Origin of the sequence: Actinomyces sp. zg328, from assembly GCF_009829635.1 — a bacterium.
Classification (GTDB): Bacteria; Actinomycetota; Actinomycetes; order Actinomycetales; family Actinomycetaceae; genus Actinomyces; species Actinomyces marmotae.
Genome location: NZ_VWPE01000031.1, coordinates 1 through 15,528 on the forward strand (window position 1 = coordinate 1; position 15,528 = coordinate 15,528).

A 15,528-nucleotide genomic window follows, 5' to 3' on the forward strand; every position below is an offset into this window, starting at 1 on the left:
CGAACCCGGAAGCTAAGACCCCCAGCGCCGATGGTACTGTCCCTGCCAGGGGGCGGGAGAGTAGGACACCGCCGGGCATACACATGATGGTGGTGGGCCCTGTTCTGGGTTGTTCCACGCGTCCTAAAGGGTGTTGTATCGCTGAGCGGTGCGGCAGGTCTTGAAGGGGGTGTGTTGAGCGCTAAGACAGGGCCCACCACTCTTTTTGTTTTGGTGCCCCCCACCCCCGGGGGTCCCCGGGCCTGCGTCTGCGCGCCCGGGGGCGGGCGAGGGCCCCTTTTAGGGGGGGGGGCGGGGGTCCCGGTGGTGGGGGCTGGGGCCCCCCTTTTTTGTTGTCTTGCTTTGTCGCCTCGCGTCCGCCAAGAGGGCCTAAAGAGTGGTCGGCACCCCGCCTACCCGGGGGTTCCAGGCGGGAGCCTGCCCCCGGGGATACCGCCTCGGCCCGGCGTTGCGGTCTTGGTCTCCAGATACCGTCTCGGCCCGGGGATACCGTCTGGGCCCGGGGATACCGTCTGGGCCCGGGGATACCGTCTCGGCCCGGCGTTGCGCCCTCATTCTCGCAGTTTGAGGCCGTATCTGCGGAGGTGAGACGGTATCCCGGAGGTGAGGCGGTTTGTGTGGGGTGAGGCGGTATCCCGGGGGGGGGGTTGGGCGGCTCATACTGGTCCGTGCTGGCTCGTGCTCGCTCGTGGGCCGGGGGCCGCCCACGCTGCGGTGGCTGGCTTGGGGTGGCGGTCCTTGGGCCCCAGTGGTCGGGCTTGCCGGCCTCGATGTCGATGAGCGCTCCGATGTCGTTGACCCCCATGGTGGATGGTCCCTGACTTCACAGGGTGAATCAGTCTTTCGGTGACCGGTCCCGTTCCCGGGGGCGCGTCAGGCCTGAAAAATGGGTCGCTTCCCTGATCGGCGGTCACCAGCGCGTCGCGCGACGAGGGATGGCTCTGGCCCCGGGGATCACTCGATAAGCAGGAGGGCCCGGGGGTCCCGGTGGCGGGGCCCTGGGGGGCCCGGTGGTGGGGGGGCTGGGGCCCCCCTTTTTTTGTTGCCCCTCTTCGTCACCCCGCGTCCGCCAAGAGGGCCTAAAGAGTGGTCGGCACCCCGCCCACCCGGGGGCTCTAGGCGAGAGCCTGCCCCCGGGGACACCGCCTGCCCCCGGGGATACCGTCTGGGCCCGGGGATACCGTCTCGGCCCGGCGTTGCGCCCTCATTCTCGCAGTTTGAGGCCGTATCTGCGGGGTGAGACGGTATCCCGGGGGTGAGACGGTATCCCGGGGGTGAGACGGTATCTATGGGGTGAGGCGGTTTGTGCGGGGCGAGGCCGTATCTGCGGAGGTGAGACGGTATCCCGGAGGTGAGACGGTTTCTGCAGGGTGAGGCGGTATCCCGGGGGTGAGACGGTTTGTGTGGGGTGAGACGGTTTGTGTGGGGTGGGGCGGCCCGTGCTCGCTCGTGCTGGCCCGCGCCTCGCCCGCGCGTCCGCGCTCCCACGCACGATCCCGCCCGCGCCCGTCCCGCGCCCGTCCCGCGCCCTTCGCGGACCCATGCGCGAGCCCACGCGCGCCCACATGCCCCCACCCCGCAGCAGCGAACGACGCTGCCGCACGATCCCGCCCACATCCGGCGGGCGAGATGGCTCAGGCGACGAGGCTCGTCGGCCTGTCGAAACGCGCGGCCGACTGATTCAGATCCAGCTCCGGAACCAGATGTGCCAGTACCAGTAGTCGTAGCTGATCCTCTGGCCTGTCCACAGGGGCCACCACAGCACGGCGAAGATGATTGAGAGCGAGACGACCACGCCCATCGCCGCCAGCCCCTCATACCTCAGGCGCCACCCGGAGACGCCGATCCACGTGGGTGTGAGGAAGCGCGGGTTGATGATCCCGTGCCACCTTCCGAAGCCCAGGAAGCGCGCCACGATCCCCCGGGGCGCCGGCAGGCCCGGTCCCGTCTCCCCCGCGATGACGGCGCGCCCCTCGGCCCTAGCGGCTGCCGAGCCCGGCACTGGCGGGATCATCCCGGACAGCGATCCCAGCGCGAGAGCGAGCGCCATGACGACGCACGGCACGAAGGCCACCGTGTAGAAGGAGAAGATCGTGCGGTCCGGGTACTGGAACCACGGCACGTAGAGGCCCACATAGCCGATCAGTGGCACCCACATCCTCCAGTCGCGGCGCGCCACCGCCACCGTGACGATGACGGCGAGCGCCCCAATGCCGAACCACCACACCGGGATGTTCCCGATCGCGGAGATCGCTTCCACGCAATGGCTGGAGCCGCAGGAGCCGCCCAGGTCCTCCTTGGGAGGGTAGTAGAAGAGCGTCGGGCGTAACTGCGCCAGCCAGGAGATCGGCTTCGACATGTACGGGTGACTGCTGTCCAGGCCCACGTGGAAGCGGTACATCTGGATGTGGTAGTCGAGAAGGCTGTTGAGGGAGTCAGGCATCCACGCCCGGGGCAGTGTCTGGCCGGTCGCGCGCCGCTGCGCGGCCCAGCCGTGGTTGAAGGCATGAGGATGGGCGAACCAGGAGAACCAGCCGAGCACGTACACGATGATCGCCGTGGGCACCAGGTAGAGGAAGTCCTGCAGGCTCCTGCCGAGGAAGCCCACTACTCGCCAAGAGCGAGCCCTGACCGCTCGCAGCGCGCAGACGTCCCACACCACGACCAGGATCCCCACCGCGGCGAGGAGGTAGAGGCCCGACCACTTGATCGAGCAGGTCAGGCCCAGGCTGATCGCTGTCGCCAGGAGCCACGGCCGCCACAGGAGCAGGGGAGGGACACTGCCCGCGGGCTGACCGGCGAGGCCGCGTGCCAAGCGCTCGCGCGTCCACTGGCGGTCGCGCACGAGGCAGTACAGGGCGCAGGTGGCGAACAGGCCGATGAAGTTGTCAAGGAGGGCGATCCGGGACTCGGTGATGCCGATCCCGTCGATGGCCAGGAAAAAGCCCGCCAGGCCGGCCAGGAGCGGGGAGGGGACGAGCCGCATCATGATCCGCGTGACGAGGAGGACGGTGAGCACGCCCGCCAGTGCCGGCATGAACCGCCAGCCGAAGGAATTGACGCCGAAGATCTCCATGCCCGAGCCGATGAGCCACTTCCCGAGCTGGGGGTGGACGACGTAGGAGGGCTTCGTGGTCAGGGCTTGGGCGACGTCGCCCGTGGTGAAGAGGGCGTCGGCCCCCTCCTTCCACTCGGCCTCATAGCCGACGTGCCAGAGCGCGTAGCCCTCCTTGACGTAGTAGATCTCGTCGAACATGAGGCCCCGCGGGTGGGACAGCCCCACGAAGCGCGTGACCGCCGCCAACAGGGTGACGATCGCGGTGACGATCCAGCCATTGACGCGCAGGGAGGCAGCGAGCGCCCAGGAGGTGGGGCGCAGCCCGAGGCGCTCCCGTAGATCGTCCTCCGAGCGGCCCTCCGTCAGGGGGGCAGCCGCGGGCGCTGGCCGCTCGCCAGCCGTCCAGCGCTCCAACTCCTCGCGAGGAGAGGCGGTCTCGGCGTCAGGAGCGCTCATGAAGGGGGGCTCGTCGACGGCGCCCGGCTGGCCTGCGACCTCAGGGACGTCGGGATGGTCATGCCTGTTATCAGTCACCCGGCGAGTCTAAAGGGGAGCGCCATACTGGGCCCATGAGCGACGTCACCGCGCCCCCGGGCGCCCACGAGACCGAGAACGAGGCCCATCCGCGCGATTCCGCCGGCAGTGTCGGTGAGGCGGGCGCTCCCGGACCCGCCACGCCGGGGGCCGATGTCCCACGGCCAGGCGAGATCCTCCTGGCCGCCACGCCCATCGGGAACGCCGGTGACGCCTCGGCCCGGCTGCGCCTGGCCCTGGAGAAGGCGGACATCGTCGCGGCTGAGGACACCCGGCGGGTCAAGGCTCTCGCCCAGCGGCTCGGCTTGCGCATCGGCGGCAGGACCGTGGCGTACCACGAGCACAATGAAGCCCAGCGGACCGGCGAGCTCATCGAGGCCGCCCAGTCCGGGCAGAGCGTCGTCATGGTCTCCGACGCCGGAATGCCCTCCGTCTCCGACCCCGGCTACCGGCTCGTCGTGGCCGCCGCCGAGGCGGGCGTGCCCGTAAGCGCTGCCCCCGGGCCCTCAGCCGTCCTCACCGCACTGGCTGTCTCGGGCCTGGCCTCCGATCGCTTCTGCTTCGAGGGCTTCCTGCCCCGCAAGCAGGGGGAGCGGGGCCGGGCCCTGGCCGAACTCGCCGATGAGCGGCGCACCATGGTCCTCTTCGAGTCCCCGCGCCGTGTCCACGCGACTCTTAAGGCGATGGTCGAGGCCTTCGGCCCCGAGCGGCCCGCCGCGTTGTGCCGCGAGCTCACCAAAACCCATGAGGAGGTGCGCCGGGCCACGCTCGCCGAGCTCGCCGCCTCCACGGCCGGTGAGGTGCTCGGGGAGATCGTGCTCGTCGTCGCCGGGGCCCCGCAGCGCTCAGCCGATCCCGAGCAGGCCGCCGCGGCGGCGCTGGCACTGGCCGACGGCGGCATGCGCCTGAAGGAGGCCGCCGCCCAGGTGGCGCGCGGCAGTGGGCTGCGGCCCAACGCCGTCTACGAGCGCGCCCTGGCGCTCCGCCATTGACGGACCCCGCCCCCAGCCTGTGACGCGGCCGGTTGACGGCCGCCGGGGGCGCCCCGGCGCCCCCGACTCCCCGGAGTGCGCCCGCGACCACCATACGGCGCCTCGCGCGCGAGCGGATAGGCTTGTCCCATGAGCCACATCCTGTCCGCCGTCGCCTGGCCCTACGCCAACGGCCCCCGCCACATCGGCCACGTCGCCGGTTTCGGTGTCCCCTCCGACGTCTTCTCCCGCTATATGCGCATGGCGGGGCACGACGTCCTCATGGTCTCGGGCACTGATGAGCACGGCACCCCGATCCTCGTGGCCGCGGATGCCGAGGGCGTGAGCGCCCGCGAGCTCGCCGACCGCAACAACCGGCTCATCGTCGAGGACCTCGTCGCCCTCGGCCTGTCCTACGACCTCTTCACCCGCACGACGGCGGGCAACCACTACCGGGTGGTCCAAGAGATGTTCCGCACCGTGCGGGACAACGGCTACATGGTCGAGCGGGTCACCCGCTCTGCTATCTCGCCGTCGACCGGCCGCACCCTGCCCGACCGCTATATCGAGGGCACCTGCCCGATCTGCGGCGCCGACGGCGCCCGCGGCGACCAGTGCGACGCCTGTGGCAACCAGCTTGACCCCACCGACCTGATCAAACCGCACTCGCGGATCAACGGCGAGACCCCCGAGTTCATCGACTCCACCCACTACTTCCTCGACCTGCCCGCCCTGGCCGACGCCCTGGGTGACTGGCTCGACGAGCGCGAGGCCTCGGGCACGTGGCGCCCCAACGTCATCCGCTTCTCCAAGAACATCCTGGCCGAGATCCGCCCCCGCGCCATGACGCGCGACATCGACTGGGGCATCCCCGTCCCCGGCTGGGAGGACCAGCCCTCCAAGCGCCTCTACGTCTGGTTTGACGCCGTCATCGGCTACCTGTCCGCCTCCATCGAGTGGGCGCGCCGCACCGGCGACGCCGAGGCCTGGAAGCAGTGGTGGGCCGACCCCGATGCCCTGTCCTACTACTTCATGGGCAAGGACAACATCGTCTTCCACTCCCAGATCTGGCCCGCCGAGCTGCTCGGCTACAACGGCCAGGGCAGCCGCGCGGGCCTGCCCGGCGTCGGCTCCGGAGAGCTCGGCGCGCTCAACCTCCCCACCGAGGTGGTCTCCAGCGAGTTCCTCACCATGGAGGGAAAGAAGTTCTCCTCCTCCCACGGCATCGTCATCTACGTGCGCGACTTCCTGGAGCGCTACCAGGCCGACGCCCTTCGCTACTTCATCTGCGCCGCGGGCCCTGAGACCGCCGACGCCGACTTCACCTGGGCCGAGTTCGTGCGCCGCACCAACTCCGAGCTCGTCGCCGGCTGGGGCAACCTCGTCAACCGCACCGCCACCATGATCCACAAGCGCTTCGGCGCCATCCCCGCCCCCGGTGAGCGGGCCGAGGAGGACGCCGCGCTCCTGGACGCCATCGAGGCCGGGTTCGACGTCGTCGGCGGCCTCATCCGCGCCCACCGGCAGAAGGCCGCCCTCGCCGAGGCGATGCGCCTGGTGGGGGAGGCCAACAAGTACATCGCCGACACCCAGCCCTTCAAACTCAAGGGCGAGGATGAGGCCACCCAGGCGCGGCTCGCGACCATCCTGCACACCCTCGCCCAGGCGGTCGCCGATCTCAACCTCATGCTCTCGCCCTTCCTGCCCCACGCGGCCAACGACATCGACCGCGTCCTGGGCGGCAGCGGCCGGATCACCCCCATGCCGCGCATCGAGGAGGTGGCCGAGCTCGATCCCGAGGTGCTGCCCGCCGACTTCGATGGGCGCGCCGGCTACCCCATCATCACCGGTGACTACACCGGCGCCCCGACCTGGGGACGGCATGAGGTCGTCGTCGGCGCCCCGATCGCCAAGCCCGCCCCCGTGTTCACCAAGCTCGACGAGTCCATCGTCGAGGAGGAGCTGGCCCGCTACGCCGACTCCGCCCCCGACGACGTCACCGGGGCATGAGCCGCTCCCGCCGCGCCCCCGGGGAGCGGTCCTGGCCGCCCGCCGACGCCGTCGCGCCCCTGGCGGCGCCCGTCACCGACAACCACGCGCACCTGCCCGTGCCTGGGCTGCCGCCCAGCGGCCCCGGGGCCGACGCGCCGCTGAGTGCGGCCGAGCTCGTCGAGCGGGCTGCCGCGCGCGGCATCACCCGCATCATCACCTCCGCCTGCGAGGCCCCCGCGTGGGAGGGGAGCATCGGCCTCGCCCGCGCCCTGGCCGGGGTGCGCGCGGCGCTGGCCATCCACCCCAACGAGGCCGTGCTGCACGCCGGGGTGCGCGAGATCGGGCCCGACGGCCTGGAGCCGCGCGCGGAGGAGCACCACGCCGAGCCCCTCGACGAGGCCATGAGCCGACTCGAGGCGCTCATCCGAGCGGCGGGGGCCGCCGTCGTCGCCGTGGGGGAGACCGGCATGGACCTCTTCCGCACCGGCGAGCGCGGAGCCGCCGTCCAGCGCGAGGCCTTCCGCGCCCATATCGCCCTGGCCAAGGAGCTCGACCTGCCCCTGCAGATCCACGACCGCGACGCCCACGAGGACTGCGTCGAGGTCCTCCTGGCCGACGGCGCCCCCGAGCGCACGGTGCTCCACTGCTTCAGCGGCGGAGCGCCGCTCGCCCAGGCCTGCGCGGAGAACCACTGGTACGCCTCCATCGCCGGCCCCCTCACCTACCCCTCCAACGGCGCGCTGCGCGACGCCGTCGCCATCGTGCCCGACGATCTCCTGCTCGTGGAGACCGACGCCCCCTACCTGCCGCCCAAGCCCTGGCGCGGGCGGCCCAACGCCAGTTACCTCATGGGCGACACCGTCCGCTTCCTCGCTGAGCAGCGGGGTCTGGACGAGCGCGTCATGTGCGAGCGCCTGGAGGCCACCACCACCGAGGTCTATGGGCACTGGCCCGGCGCGCCGGCCCCGCGCTGAGGGGGCGCGGGCCTGTCAAGGCGCATGCGCCTAAGGGACGGCGCCCCCTTCGAGCGATCAGGTCGCGGCGAAGGGGATGTGATGGGGAGCATTGCCCACGAGACGGGGTGTCGGTTAGCGTGAAGCCCATCCCCGAGTGATAGGAAGTCAATACCGTGGGTCGTCACTCCGACAGTAGTTCCCTGAATACTACGCTCACCGAACTCGGAGCTCTCGCCGCCCGGTCCCTGACCGCGGACCGCAAGGCAGGCCACGGCCGCAGGCGGGCCGAGGGCCCGGCGCGCACCTCGGTGGGCCCCGTCGTGGCCCGTGCCGGTGGCGTGGCCACTGCGCTGTCCATCGCCGTGTCCGGGAGCGCTTGGGCCGCCGTCAACGCCCACGAGGACGCGGCCGACGAATCCGCCTCCCCCGCTCTGGCCGCCCTCGGATCGACCGTCGACGACGACGCCACCACCCAGGGCCACGCCGCTCGCGCGTCCTCCGGCGACGCTGGCGGTGGCATCGCCACGACGGGCGCGGAGACCTTCTCCACCCTCACCGAGGATGTGGCCGACCCGCACGCCTCCTCGGAGAAGGAGAGTTCATCCCTGGCCGCCGGTGACAAGAAGGTCGAGACCGCCGGCGTCGACGGCGTCACCCGTGTCACCTACCGGGTCGTCAGCGTCGACGGCCAGGAGGTCTCCCGCGAGGTCCTCTCCAGCGTCGCCGTGACCAAGCGCGTTGACGAGGTCGTCGTCGTCGGCAAGGGCACCCCTCAGGACGTCGCCATCGCCCAGGCGGGCGACGGCAAGACCAAGGCCTCCGCCCAGGCGATCGGCAAAGCCCTGCTGTCCTCCTACGGCTGGGGCGAGGACCAGTTCTCCTGTTTGGACCGCCTGTGGACCCGCGAGTCCCAGTGGGACTACCAGGCCGTCAACCCCTCCTCCGGGGCCTACGGGATCCCGCAGTCCCTGCCCGGCGAGAAGATGGGCTCGGTGTCCAGCGACTGGGCCTCCAACCCCGCCACCCAGATCAAGTGGGGGCTGGGCTACATCCAGGGCCGCTACGGCAGCCCCTGTGCCGCCTGGGCCCACTCCGAGGCCACCAACTGGTACTGAGCCGCTCCGGCCGGGACACGACTGAGGTGCCCTGGCCGCTTGGGCCGGGCGGCCCGCTGCGGGCCCGCCCGGCCCGCCGAGGGCAGCGGGGCGCGAGATCGCGATTGAGCGCGGCTCGCCGTGAGTTTCCTCGCCCGAAACGCCTCTGACCGGCTGCGCCGCGATCGCGTGCTCGCGCATGTGACTGGCCTCAATGGAAACGACCGACGGGCGTCCGTTAGCGTGAGGGTAGTCAAGCCCATGGAAGGAGGAGTCACGTGACTCCCGCCCCCCGCAAGCACATCCTCGTCCGCTCCGGCGCCCTCGCCGCGGCCGTCGCCGCGGGCGTCTCCGGTGGCGCCTACGCCGCCGTCGATTCTGCCGGCAACGGGTCCCTGCCGCTACCCTCCCTGACCGGCGGCGACATCGCGCAGGCCGCTGAGGCCCCCACCGCCAAGCCGGACTTGACCCCCGCGATCGGAGGCGAGGTCCCCCAGACGCAGAGCGCCGCCGCCAGCGCGGAGAACGTCGTCGTCGAGGACGTCACCGAGTCGCACGGCTCCACCGAGGAGGAGACCGACCAGCTCCCCAAGGGGGAGAAGAAGGTCAAGACCGCCGGCGTCGACGGTGTCACCCGCACCGTCTCGCGGGTCACCGCCGCCGCCGACGGCACGGAACTCTCCCGCGAGGTCGTCTCCACCATCGTCGTGACCGCCAAGGTCGATGAGGTCGTCCTCGTGGGCACCAAGGAGAAGGCCGGCCAGGACTCCCCGGCGGACGGTGCCGGGAGCGGTCAGGCCGGCAGGGGCGGCGCGCCGACGGCGCCCCCGGCCGCCTCCGGTACCGACGCGGCCAGCGCGCAGGCGATCGCCCGCTCCATGATGGGCGCCTACGGCTGGGGGGACAGCGAGTTCTCCTGCCTGGTGAGCCTGTGGAACCGCGAGTCCGGCTGGAACTACCAGGCCCGGAACGCCTCCTCGGGCGCCTATGGGATCCCGCAGGCCCTGCCCGGGGGCAAGATGGCCTCGGCCGGCTCGGACTGGCAGACCAACCCCGCCACCCAGATCAAGTGGGGCCTGGGCTACATCCAGGGCCGCTACGGCAGCCCCTGCGCCGCCTGGTCCCACTCCGAGAGCACCGGCTGGTACTGATCCCCCTCCCTCCCCTCGCCGAGACCGGTCGAAAATAACGGCGAGACCGGTTCCCTCTTCTCAGGCGGCGCCGTCGGCTCGTCATGAGCCGGTCTGTGGTTCCCCGGCTCCTCCGGCGAGATGGCGCTTGGGGGTGACCGGCTCAATGGCGCGGGGCGCGGCTCCTCGGGTAGCGTGGACACTCCGTCCCACCCCGAGGAGCGAATCCCATGACTCCGCGAACCCCTGGCAGTCGGGCCCACGCCCTGAGAGCCGGCGCCATCGCCGTCGCCGTCGGCCTGCTCGTCCCCGGCGGCGCCTATGCCGCTGTGGCCACCACGAGCGCCTCCACGCAGAACCCCGACCAGGCCAGCGCCGTCAAGGACGACGCCGGCATCGCCTCGCTCGGCAGTTCTCATGAGGCCGCCAGCACCTCCCCGATCTCGACCGAGGAATCGCTCGTCGTTGAGGACACCACTGAGGCGCACGGCTCCACCGAGGAGGAGACCGACCAGCTCCCCAAGGGGGAGAAGAAGGTCAAGACCACTGGCGTCGACGGCGTCGCCCGCGTCACCTACCGCGTGATCAGCGCCGACGGCGTGGAGGTGTCCCGCGAGGCCGTGTCGTCCGTGGTCATGACCGCGAAGGTCGATGAGGTCGTCCTCGTGGGCACCAAGGATGCCGCGGCCACTCCGACGGCGTCGAGCGGCGCCGGCTCCTCCTCGGGATCGTCGCGGAGCGCGGCCGCGCCCGCCGATGACGGCAGTCTTGACGATGACTTCCGGCGGCTCGCCCAATGCGAGTCCGGTGGCAACCCGCGTGCCGTCAATCCCGCCGGGTACTACGGGCTCTACCAATTCTCCCTGGAGACGTGGGCCTCTGTGGGTGGCACCGGCAACCCCATTGACGCCAGTCCCGAGGAGCAGACCATGCGCGCCAAGATCCTCCAGCGGCGCTCCGGCTGGAGCCAGTGGGGCTGCGGGCACTGATGCGCCGAGGCGCGCGGAGCGCTTGTGCCGCGTGCTCGGGGGCGCGGTGGTGCCGCCCATGGCGCACTGGACCGGTCTCGCTCCTGATTTCGACCGGTCTCGCTCCTGATTTCGACCGGTCTCGGCGAGGGGGTGGGGCGGGGCGCCGGTAGGCTTGGGCCCATGCCCGATACGACACCCCAGGCTGGCGCCGGACTGCTCGGCCCCGCCGAGATCCGGGGACTGGCCGCCGACCTCGGCATTCGCCCCACCAAGACCCTCGGGCAGAACTTCGTCCACGACGCGGGGACTGTGCGCCGCATCGTGCGCTCCGCGGGCGTCGAGCCGGGCGAGTGCGTCCTCGAGATCGGCCCGGGCCTGGGCTCCCTGACCCTGGCGCTCCTGGAGGCCGGGGCTCGCGTCGTCGCCGTCGAGATCGACCCCCCGCTCGCCCGCGCCCTGCCGGCGACCGTCGCCGATCGGATGCCCAGCGCCGCTGAGCGCTTGAGCGTCATCAACGCCGACGCCCTGTCCATCACCGGCCTCGAATCGCTGGGGTTCGCCCAGCCCGACGACGGCGCGGCGCCAGATCCCGCGGCGCCTGCCCCCGCCGCCCCCACCCGGCTCGTGGCCAACCTGCCCTACAACGTCGCCGTCCCCGTGCTCCTCACCGTGCTCGCCGCTCTGCCGTCGATCCGCTCAGCCACCGTCATGGTCCAGGCCGAGGTCGCCGACCGGCTCGCCGCCGCCCCCGGCAGCCGCACCTACGGCGTCCCCTCGGCTAAGACCGCCTGGTACGCCGCCGCCCGCCGCACCATCACCATCGGGCGCACCGTCTTCTGGCCTGTCCCCGGGGTCGACTCCGCGCTCGTTGAGCTCACCCGCCGCGAGCCCCCCGCCACGACCGCCAGCCGGGAGGAGGTCTTCGCCGTCGTCGACGCCGCCTTCGCCCAACGCCGCAAGACCCTCCGCCAGGCCCTCGCCACGCTGGCCGGGAGCCCCGGTGCCGCCGAGGCCGCCTGCCGAAGCGCCGGCATCGATCCCGCGCTGCGCGGCGAGCGCCTCGACATCACCGCCTTCGCCGCCCTCGCCGAGGCCCTCGCCGCCCCTGAGGCGCTGGCCGCCCCTCAGGCCCCCACCAGCAGCACCGCCATCGAGGAGAAGCGATGAACCACCTGCGCGCCGTCCCCGACCCGGACGCCACCGGCCCCCGCGCGGGCTCCGCGACCTCCGTGCGCGTCGAGGCCCCCGGCAAGGTCAACCTGTTCCTATCGGTCGGTGCCCCCCGCCCCGACGGCTACCACCCCTTGACCACCGTCTTTCAGGCCGTGCGCCTCATCGAGACCGTCACCGCGCGCCGCCAGGCCCTCGACGCGCGCGGCCGCATCACCCTCACCCTCGCCGATCCCGACGACGCCGTCCCCACCGACGAGCGCAACCTCGTCGTGCGCGCCGCCCGCCTCCTCGCCGAGGCCACCGGCGTGACCGAGGGCGTCGACCTCCTCCTGCGCAAGCGAGTGCCCGTGGCCGGGGGCATGGCCGGGGGCAGCGCCGACGCCGCTGCGACGCTGCTCGCCTGTAACCACCTGTGGGGCACCGGCCTGGGACTGGGCGACCTCCTCGACCTGGCGGCCCGGCTCGGCGCCGACGTCCCGTTCCCCCTCATGGGAGCCACGGCGCTCGGCCACGGCGTCGGCGATCGACTCACCCCACTCATGGGGCGCGGCACCTACCAGTGGGTGTTCGCCCTGTCCCGCGAGGGCCTGTCCACCCCGGCCGTCTTCACCCGCTTCGACGAACTCAGCGCCACCAGGGCCGCAGACGCCGGGGCCCCGGCCGCCCCCGCTGAGGTCCCCGAGGCCCTCACGGCCGCCCTGCGCGCCGGCGACGCCGAGGCCCTCGCCGACTGCCTGGCCAACGATCTTCAGGAGGCCGCCCTCGACCTGCGCCCCGAGCTCGGAGAGGTCATCGAGACCGCCGAGCGGGCCGGGGCCCTGCGCGCCATCGTCTCCGGCTCCGGGCCCACCATCGCCGCGCTCGCCCCCGACTCGGCCACCGCCCAGCGCGTCGCCCGGGCCCTTTCCGCCTCGGGCCAGTGCGCCGACGTCGTGCGCGCCGATGCCCCCGTCGCCGGCGCCCGGGTGGTGGGCTGATGGCGCATCTGCTGGGCATTGAGGACCTGCGCATCATCGTCGGGTCGCGAGCCCTCCTCGACGGCGTCCGCCTCGGCATTGAGGATGGAACCCGCGTGGGCGTCCTGGGCCCCAACGGCGCCGGCAAGTCCACTCTCCTCGCGGCCCTGGCCGGAAAGCGGGAGCCCGACGGCGGCCGCATCACGCGCGCCGGGGACCTCAGCATCGCGCTGCTGACTCAGTCCGACGACTTCACCCCGGGCACCACTGTCACCCGTGCCGTCCACGGTGACGCCCCCGAGCACGAATGGGCCTCCGATCCCGCCATCCGCGACATCCACGCGGGCCTGCTCGCCGACGTCAGCCCCTCCGCCGACGTCACCACCCTGTCCGGCGGGCAGCGGCGCCGCGTCGCCCTGGCCGCCGTCCTGACCGCCGACGCCCGGATCGTGCTCCTCGACGAGCCCACCAACCACCTCGACGTCGAAGGCGTCGACTGGCTCGCCCGGCATCTCAATGCCCGCTTCTCCGGGCGGCGCGCCGGGGCCGGGGCACTCGTCGTCGTCACCCACGACCGCTGGTTCCTCGACGCCATCTGCACCAACGTGTGGGAGGTCGTCCCCGGCGTCGACCCCGGTGGCGACCGCCCCCAGGTGCCCGGGCGCATCGAGACCTACGACGGCGGCTACGCGGCCTACGTCCTGGCTCGCGCCGAGCGCGCCCGCCAGGCCGCCGTCGCCGCCGCCAAGCGCGACAACCTCCTGCGCAAGGAGCTCGCCTGGCTGCGGCGGGGCGCTCCGGCCCGCACCTCCAAGCCCCGCTTCCGCATCGAGGCCGCCGAGGCGCTCATCGCCGATGTGCCCCCGCCGCGCGACACCGTCCAGCTCGCCGCCATGGCCACCGCCCGCCTGGGCAAGAAGGTCATCGACCTAGAGGACGTGAGCCTGAGTTACCCGGGGAGGGGAGGTGGGGCCGCGCCGGGCGCGGGCCCGGCCGACGGCGCCGCCCCCGCAGAGGTCCTGCGCCATGTCACCTGGCGCCTGGCCCCCGGCGAGCGCGTCGGCATTGTCGGCGTCAACGGCGCGGGCAAGACCACCCTTCTCAGGCTCCTCGAGGGCGTCCTCGAGCCCACCTCCGGGCGGGTAGTCCGTGGCACAACGGTCGCCGTCGCGACCCTGTCCCAGTCCACTCACGAGCTCGACGCCCTGGCCGACCTGCGCGTCGTCGAGGCCGTCGCCCAGGTGGGGGAGCGCGTCATGGTCGGCGGCAAGGAGCTCACCGCCACCCAGCTTGTCGAGCGGCTCGGCTTCACCCGCCAGCGCGCCTGGACGCGCGTCGGCGAGATATCCGGAGGGGAGCGGCGCCGCCTCCAACTGCTGCGCCTGCTCATGACCGAGCCCAATGTCCTCCTCCTCGACGAGCCCACCAACGACCTCGACACTGACACCCTCGCCGCCGTCGAGGACATCCTCGACACCTTCCCGGGCACGCTCGTCGTCGTCTCCCACGACCGCTACCTCCTCGAGCGCGTCACCGACCACCAGGTCGCCGTCCTCGGGGACGGACAGGTGCGCGATCTGCCCGGCGGGGTCGAGGAGTATCTCGAGCTGCGCCGGGTCGCGGCCGACGGCGTTGGGCGGGGCGTCGTCGTCGGGGCGCGCGATCGCCCCGGCTCCGGGCGCTCTGGCGACGACCGCCCCGGCGACGACGGGGGTCCCGGCCCATCCGCGCGGCCACCGCTCACCGGCGCCCAGCGCCGCGAGGCCACCAAGGCCCTCGGGCGGATCGAGCGGCGGATGGAGCGCGCCGCCTCCCGCATCGAGGACCTCCACGCCCGCCTTGAGGAGGCCTCAGCCGAGCCCTCGCGCCTGGGCGAGCTGGCAGGGCTGGGGCGCGAGCTCGCCCAGGCCCAGGCCGAGCACGCCGCCCTGGAGGAGGCCTGGCTAGATGCTGCCGAATCGTTGGAGTCCTGACTCGGCTCCTCACCCCACTTCCCCTTACGATGGTCGGGACGCAACGGCCGGGTGCCGAGCCTGAGGGTCAGGCCGGCTGGCCCAAGAGGAGGTCCTGTGCGCGAGGCTGCAGGCACGATCGGCGAGGCCCGCTGGGGCGCTGGCGACTGGCACGGAATCATCACGCCGCGCGCCGCCCTCATCCTGCCCCCGGTCATCCCCATGCCGATCGTCGAGCGGCTCTGGCGGGACCTCCACGGGGACGGCCTGACGACGGCGGCCGTCCTGTGGGACGTCATCTCCAGCGTCGTCGCCCGCACGGGTGAGCGGCCCGATTTTGCCTTCGTCCTCCTCGAGCCCGACGGGAACCGGCACGTGGCCGTGCGGGGGCGCGGGATCGTGCGCACCTCCCACGGGGATATCGCCTCGGGCCCCACCTCCACGTGGACCGAGACCATCGTTGAGCCTTCCGACACCCTGGTTCTGCTCACCCCGGACACCGGTGACGGCATCATGCGGCCCCTGGCCGACGGCATCGCGCCGGTCAGCGTCGTGGCGCTGCCCGCGCTCGCGGAGGAGGAGCGGCCCGAGGGCGCGTCCACCGTCCACGACGCGGCCAGCCTCCCCCGCCGTGCTGAGGCCTCCGGCCCCTCTCCCGCCACGAGCCGCCCCACCGCCGATGTCCTCGCCGGCGCCCCCGCCCCGGCGGCCGCACCGGTCGCGCCGCCGGCGGCGCCGACT

The 15,528-nt window shown here is 72.5% G+C and carries 11 protein-coding genes; 10 read left to right on the forward strand and 1 reads right to left on the reverse strand.

The features are described 5' to 3' along the window. Positions 1-1,681: 1,681 nt before the first annotated feature. A complete protein-coding gene (locus GVV75_RS09625) occupies positions 1,682-3,592 on the reverse strand; it encodes a dolichyl-phosphate-mannose--protein mannosyltransferase (protein WP_236266130.1) in 1,911 nt (636 codons plus the stop codon). Between the two features lie 35 nt (positions 3,593-3,627). Here GVV75_RS09625 and rsmI point away from each other — a divergent pair, with 35 nt between their 5' ends. The 10 genes from rsmI to GVV75_RS09675 all read left to right on the forward strand — a co-directional run. Next, a complete protein-coding gene (gene rsmI, locus GVV75_RS09630) occupies positions 3,628-4,584 on the forward strand; it encodes a 16S rRNA (cytidine(1402)-2'-O)-methyltransferase (RefSeq protein ID WP_159814525.1) in 957 nt (318 codons plus the stop codon). A gap of 129 nt (positions 4,585-4,713) precedes the next feature. After that, positions 4,714-6,573, forward strand: a complete 1,860-nt coding sequence (gene metG / locus GVV75_RS09635) for a methionine--tRNA ligase (RefSeq protein WP_159814527.1) — start codon at positions 4,714-4,716, stop codon at positions 6,571-6,573. After that, positions 6,570-7,529, forward strand: coding sequence for a TatD family hydrolase (locus GVV75_RS09640; protein WP_159814529.1), 960 nt, complete (start codon positions 6,570-6,572; stop codon positions 7,527-7,529). The genes metG and GVV75_RS09640 overlap by 4 nt, the downstream gene beginning before the upstream one ends. 155 nt (positions 7,530-7,684) lie before the next feature. Continuing rightward, entirely contained in the window at positions 7,685-8,626 is a 942-nt protein-coding gene (locus tag GVV75_RS09645) for a G5 domain-containing protein (RefSeq protein WP_159524641.1), read from the forward strand. Between the two features lie 257 nt (positions 8,627-8,883). Then, positions 8,884-9,756, forward strand: a complete 873-nt coding sequence (locus GVV75_RS09650; RefSeq protein ID WP_159814531.1) for a G5 domain-containing protein — start codon at positions 8,884-8,886, stop codon at positions 9,754-9,756. A gap of 209 nt (positions 9,757-9,965) precedes the next feature. Next, a complete protein-coding gene (locus GVV75_RS09655; RefSeq protein ID WP_159814533.1) occupies positions 9,966-10,724 on the forward strand; it encodes a resuscitation-promoting factor in 759 nt (252 codons plus the stop codon). A gap of 162 nt (positions 10,725-10,886) precedes the next feature. Continuing rightward, a complete protein-coding gene (gene rsmA / locus GVV75_RS09660; RefSeq protein ID WP_159814534.1) occupies positions 10,887-11,873 on the forward strand; it encodes a 16S rRNA (adenine(1518)-N(6)/adenine(1519)-N(6))-dimethyltransferase RsmA in 987 nt (328 codons plus the stop codon). Next, a complete protein-coding gene (locus GVV75_RS09665; RefSeq protein WP_159814536.1) occupies positions 11,870-12,856 on the forward strand; it encodes a 4-(cytidine 5'-diphospho)-2-C-methyl-D-erythritol kinase in 987 nt (328 codons plus the stop codon). The genes rsmA and GVV75_RS09665 overlap by 4 nt, the downstream gene beginning before the upstream one ends. Beyond that, on the forward strand, positions 12,856-14,808 hold the full coding sequence (locus tag GVV75_RS09670) for an ABC-F family ATP-binding cassette domain-containing protein (RefSeq protein ID WP_159524644.1): 1,953 nt from the start codon (positions 12,856-12,858) through the stop codon (positions 14,806-14,808). Before GVV75_RS09665 ends, GVV75_RS09670 begins: the two co-directional genes overlap by 1 nt. Positions 14,809-14,904: 96 nt before the next feature. Further along, positions 14,905-15,528 (forward strand): hypothetical protein (locus GVV75_RS09675; protein ID WP_159814538.1); only part of this gene is annotated, 624 nt, incomplete at its 3' end.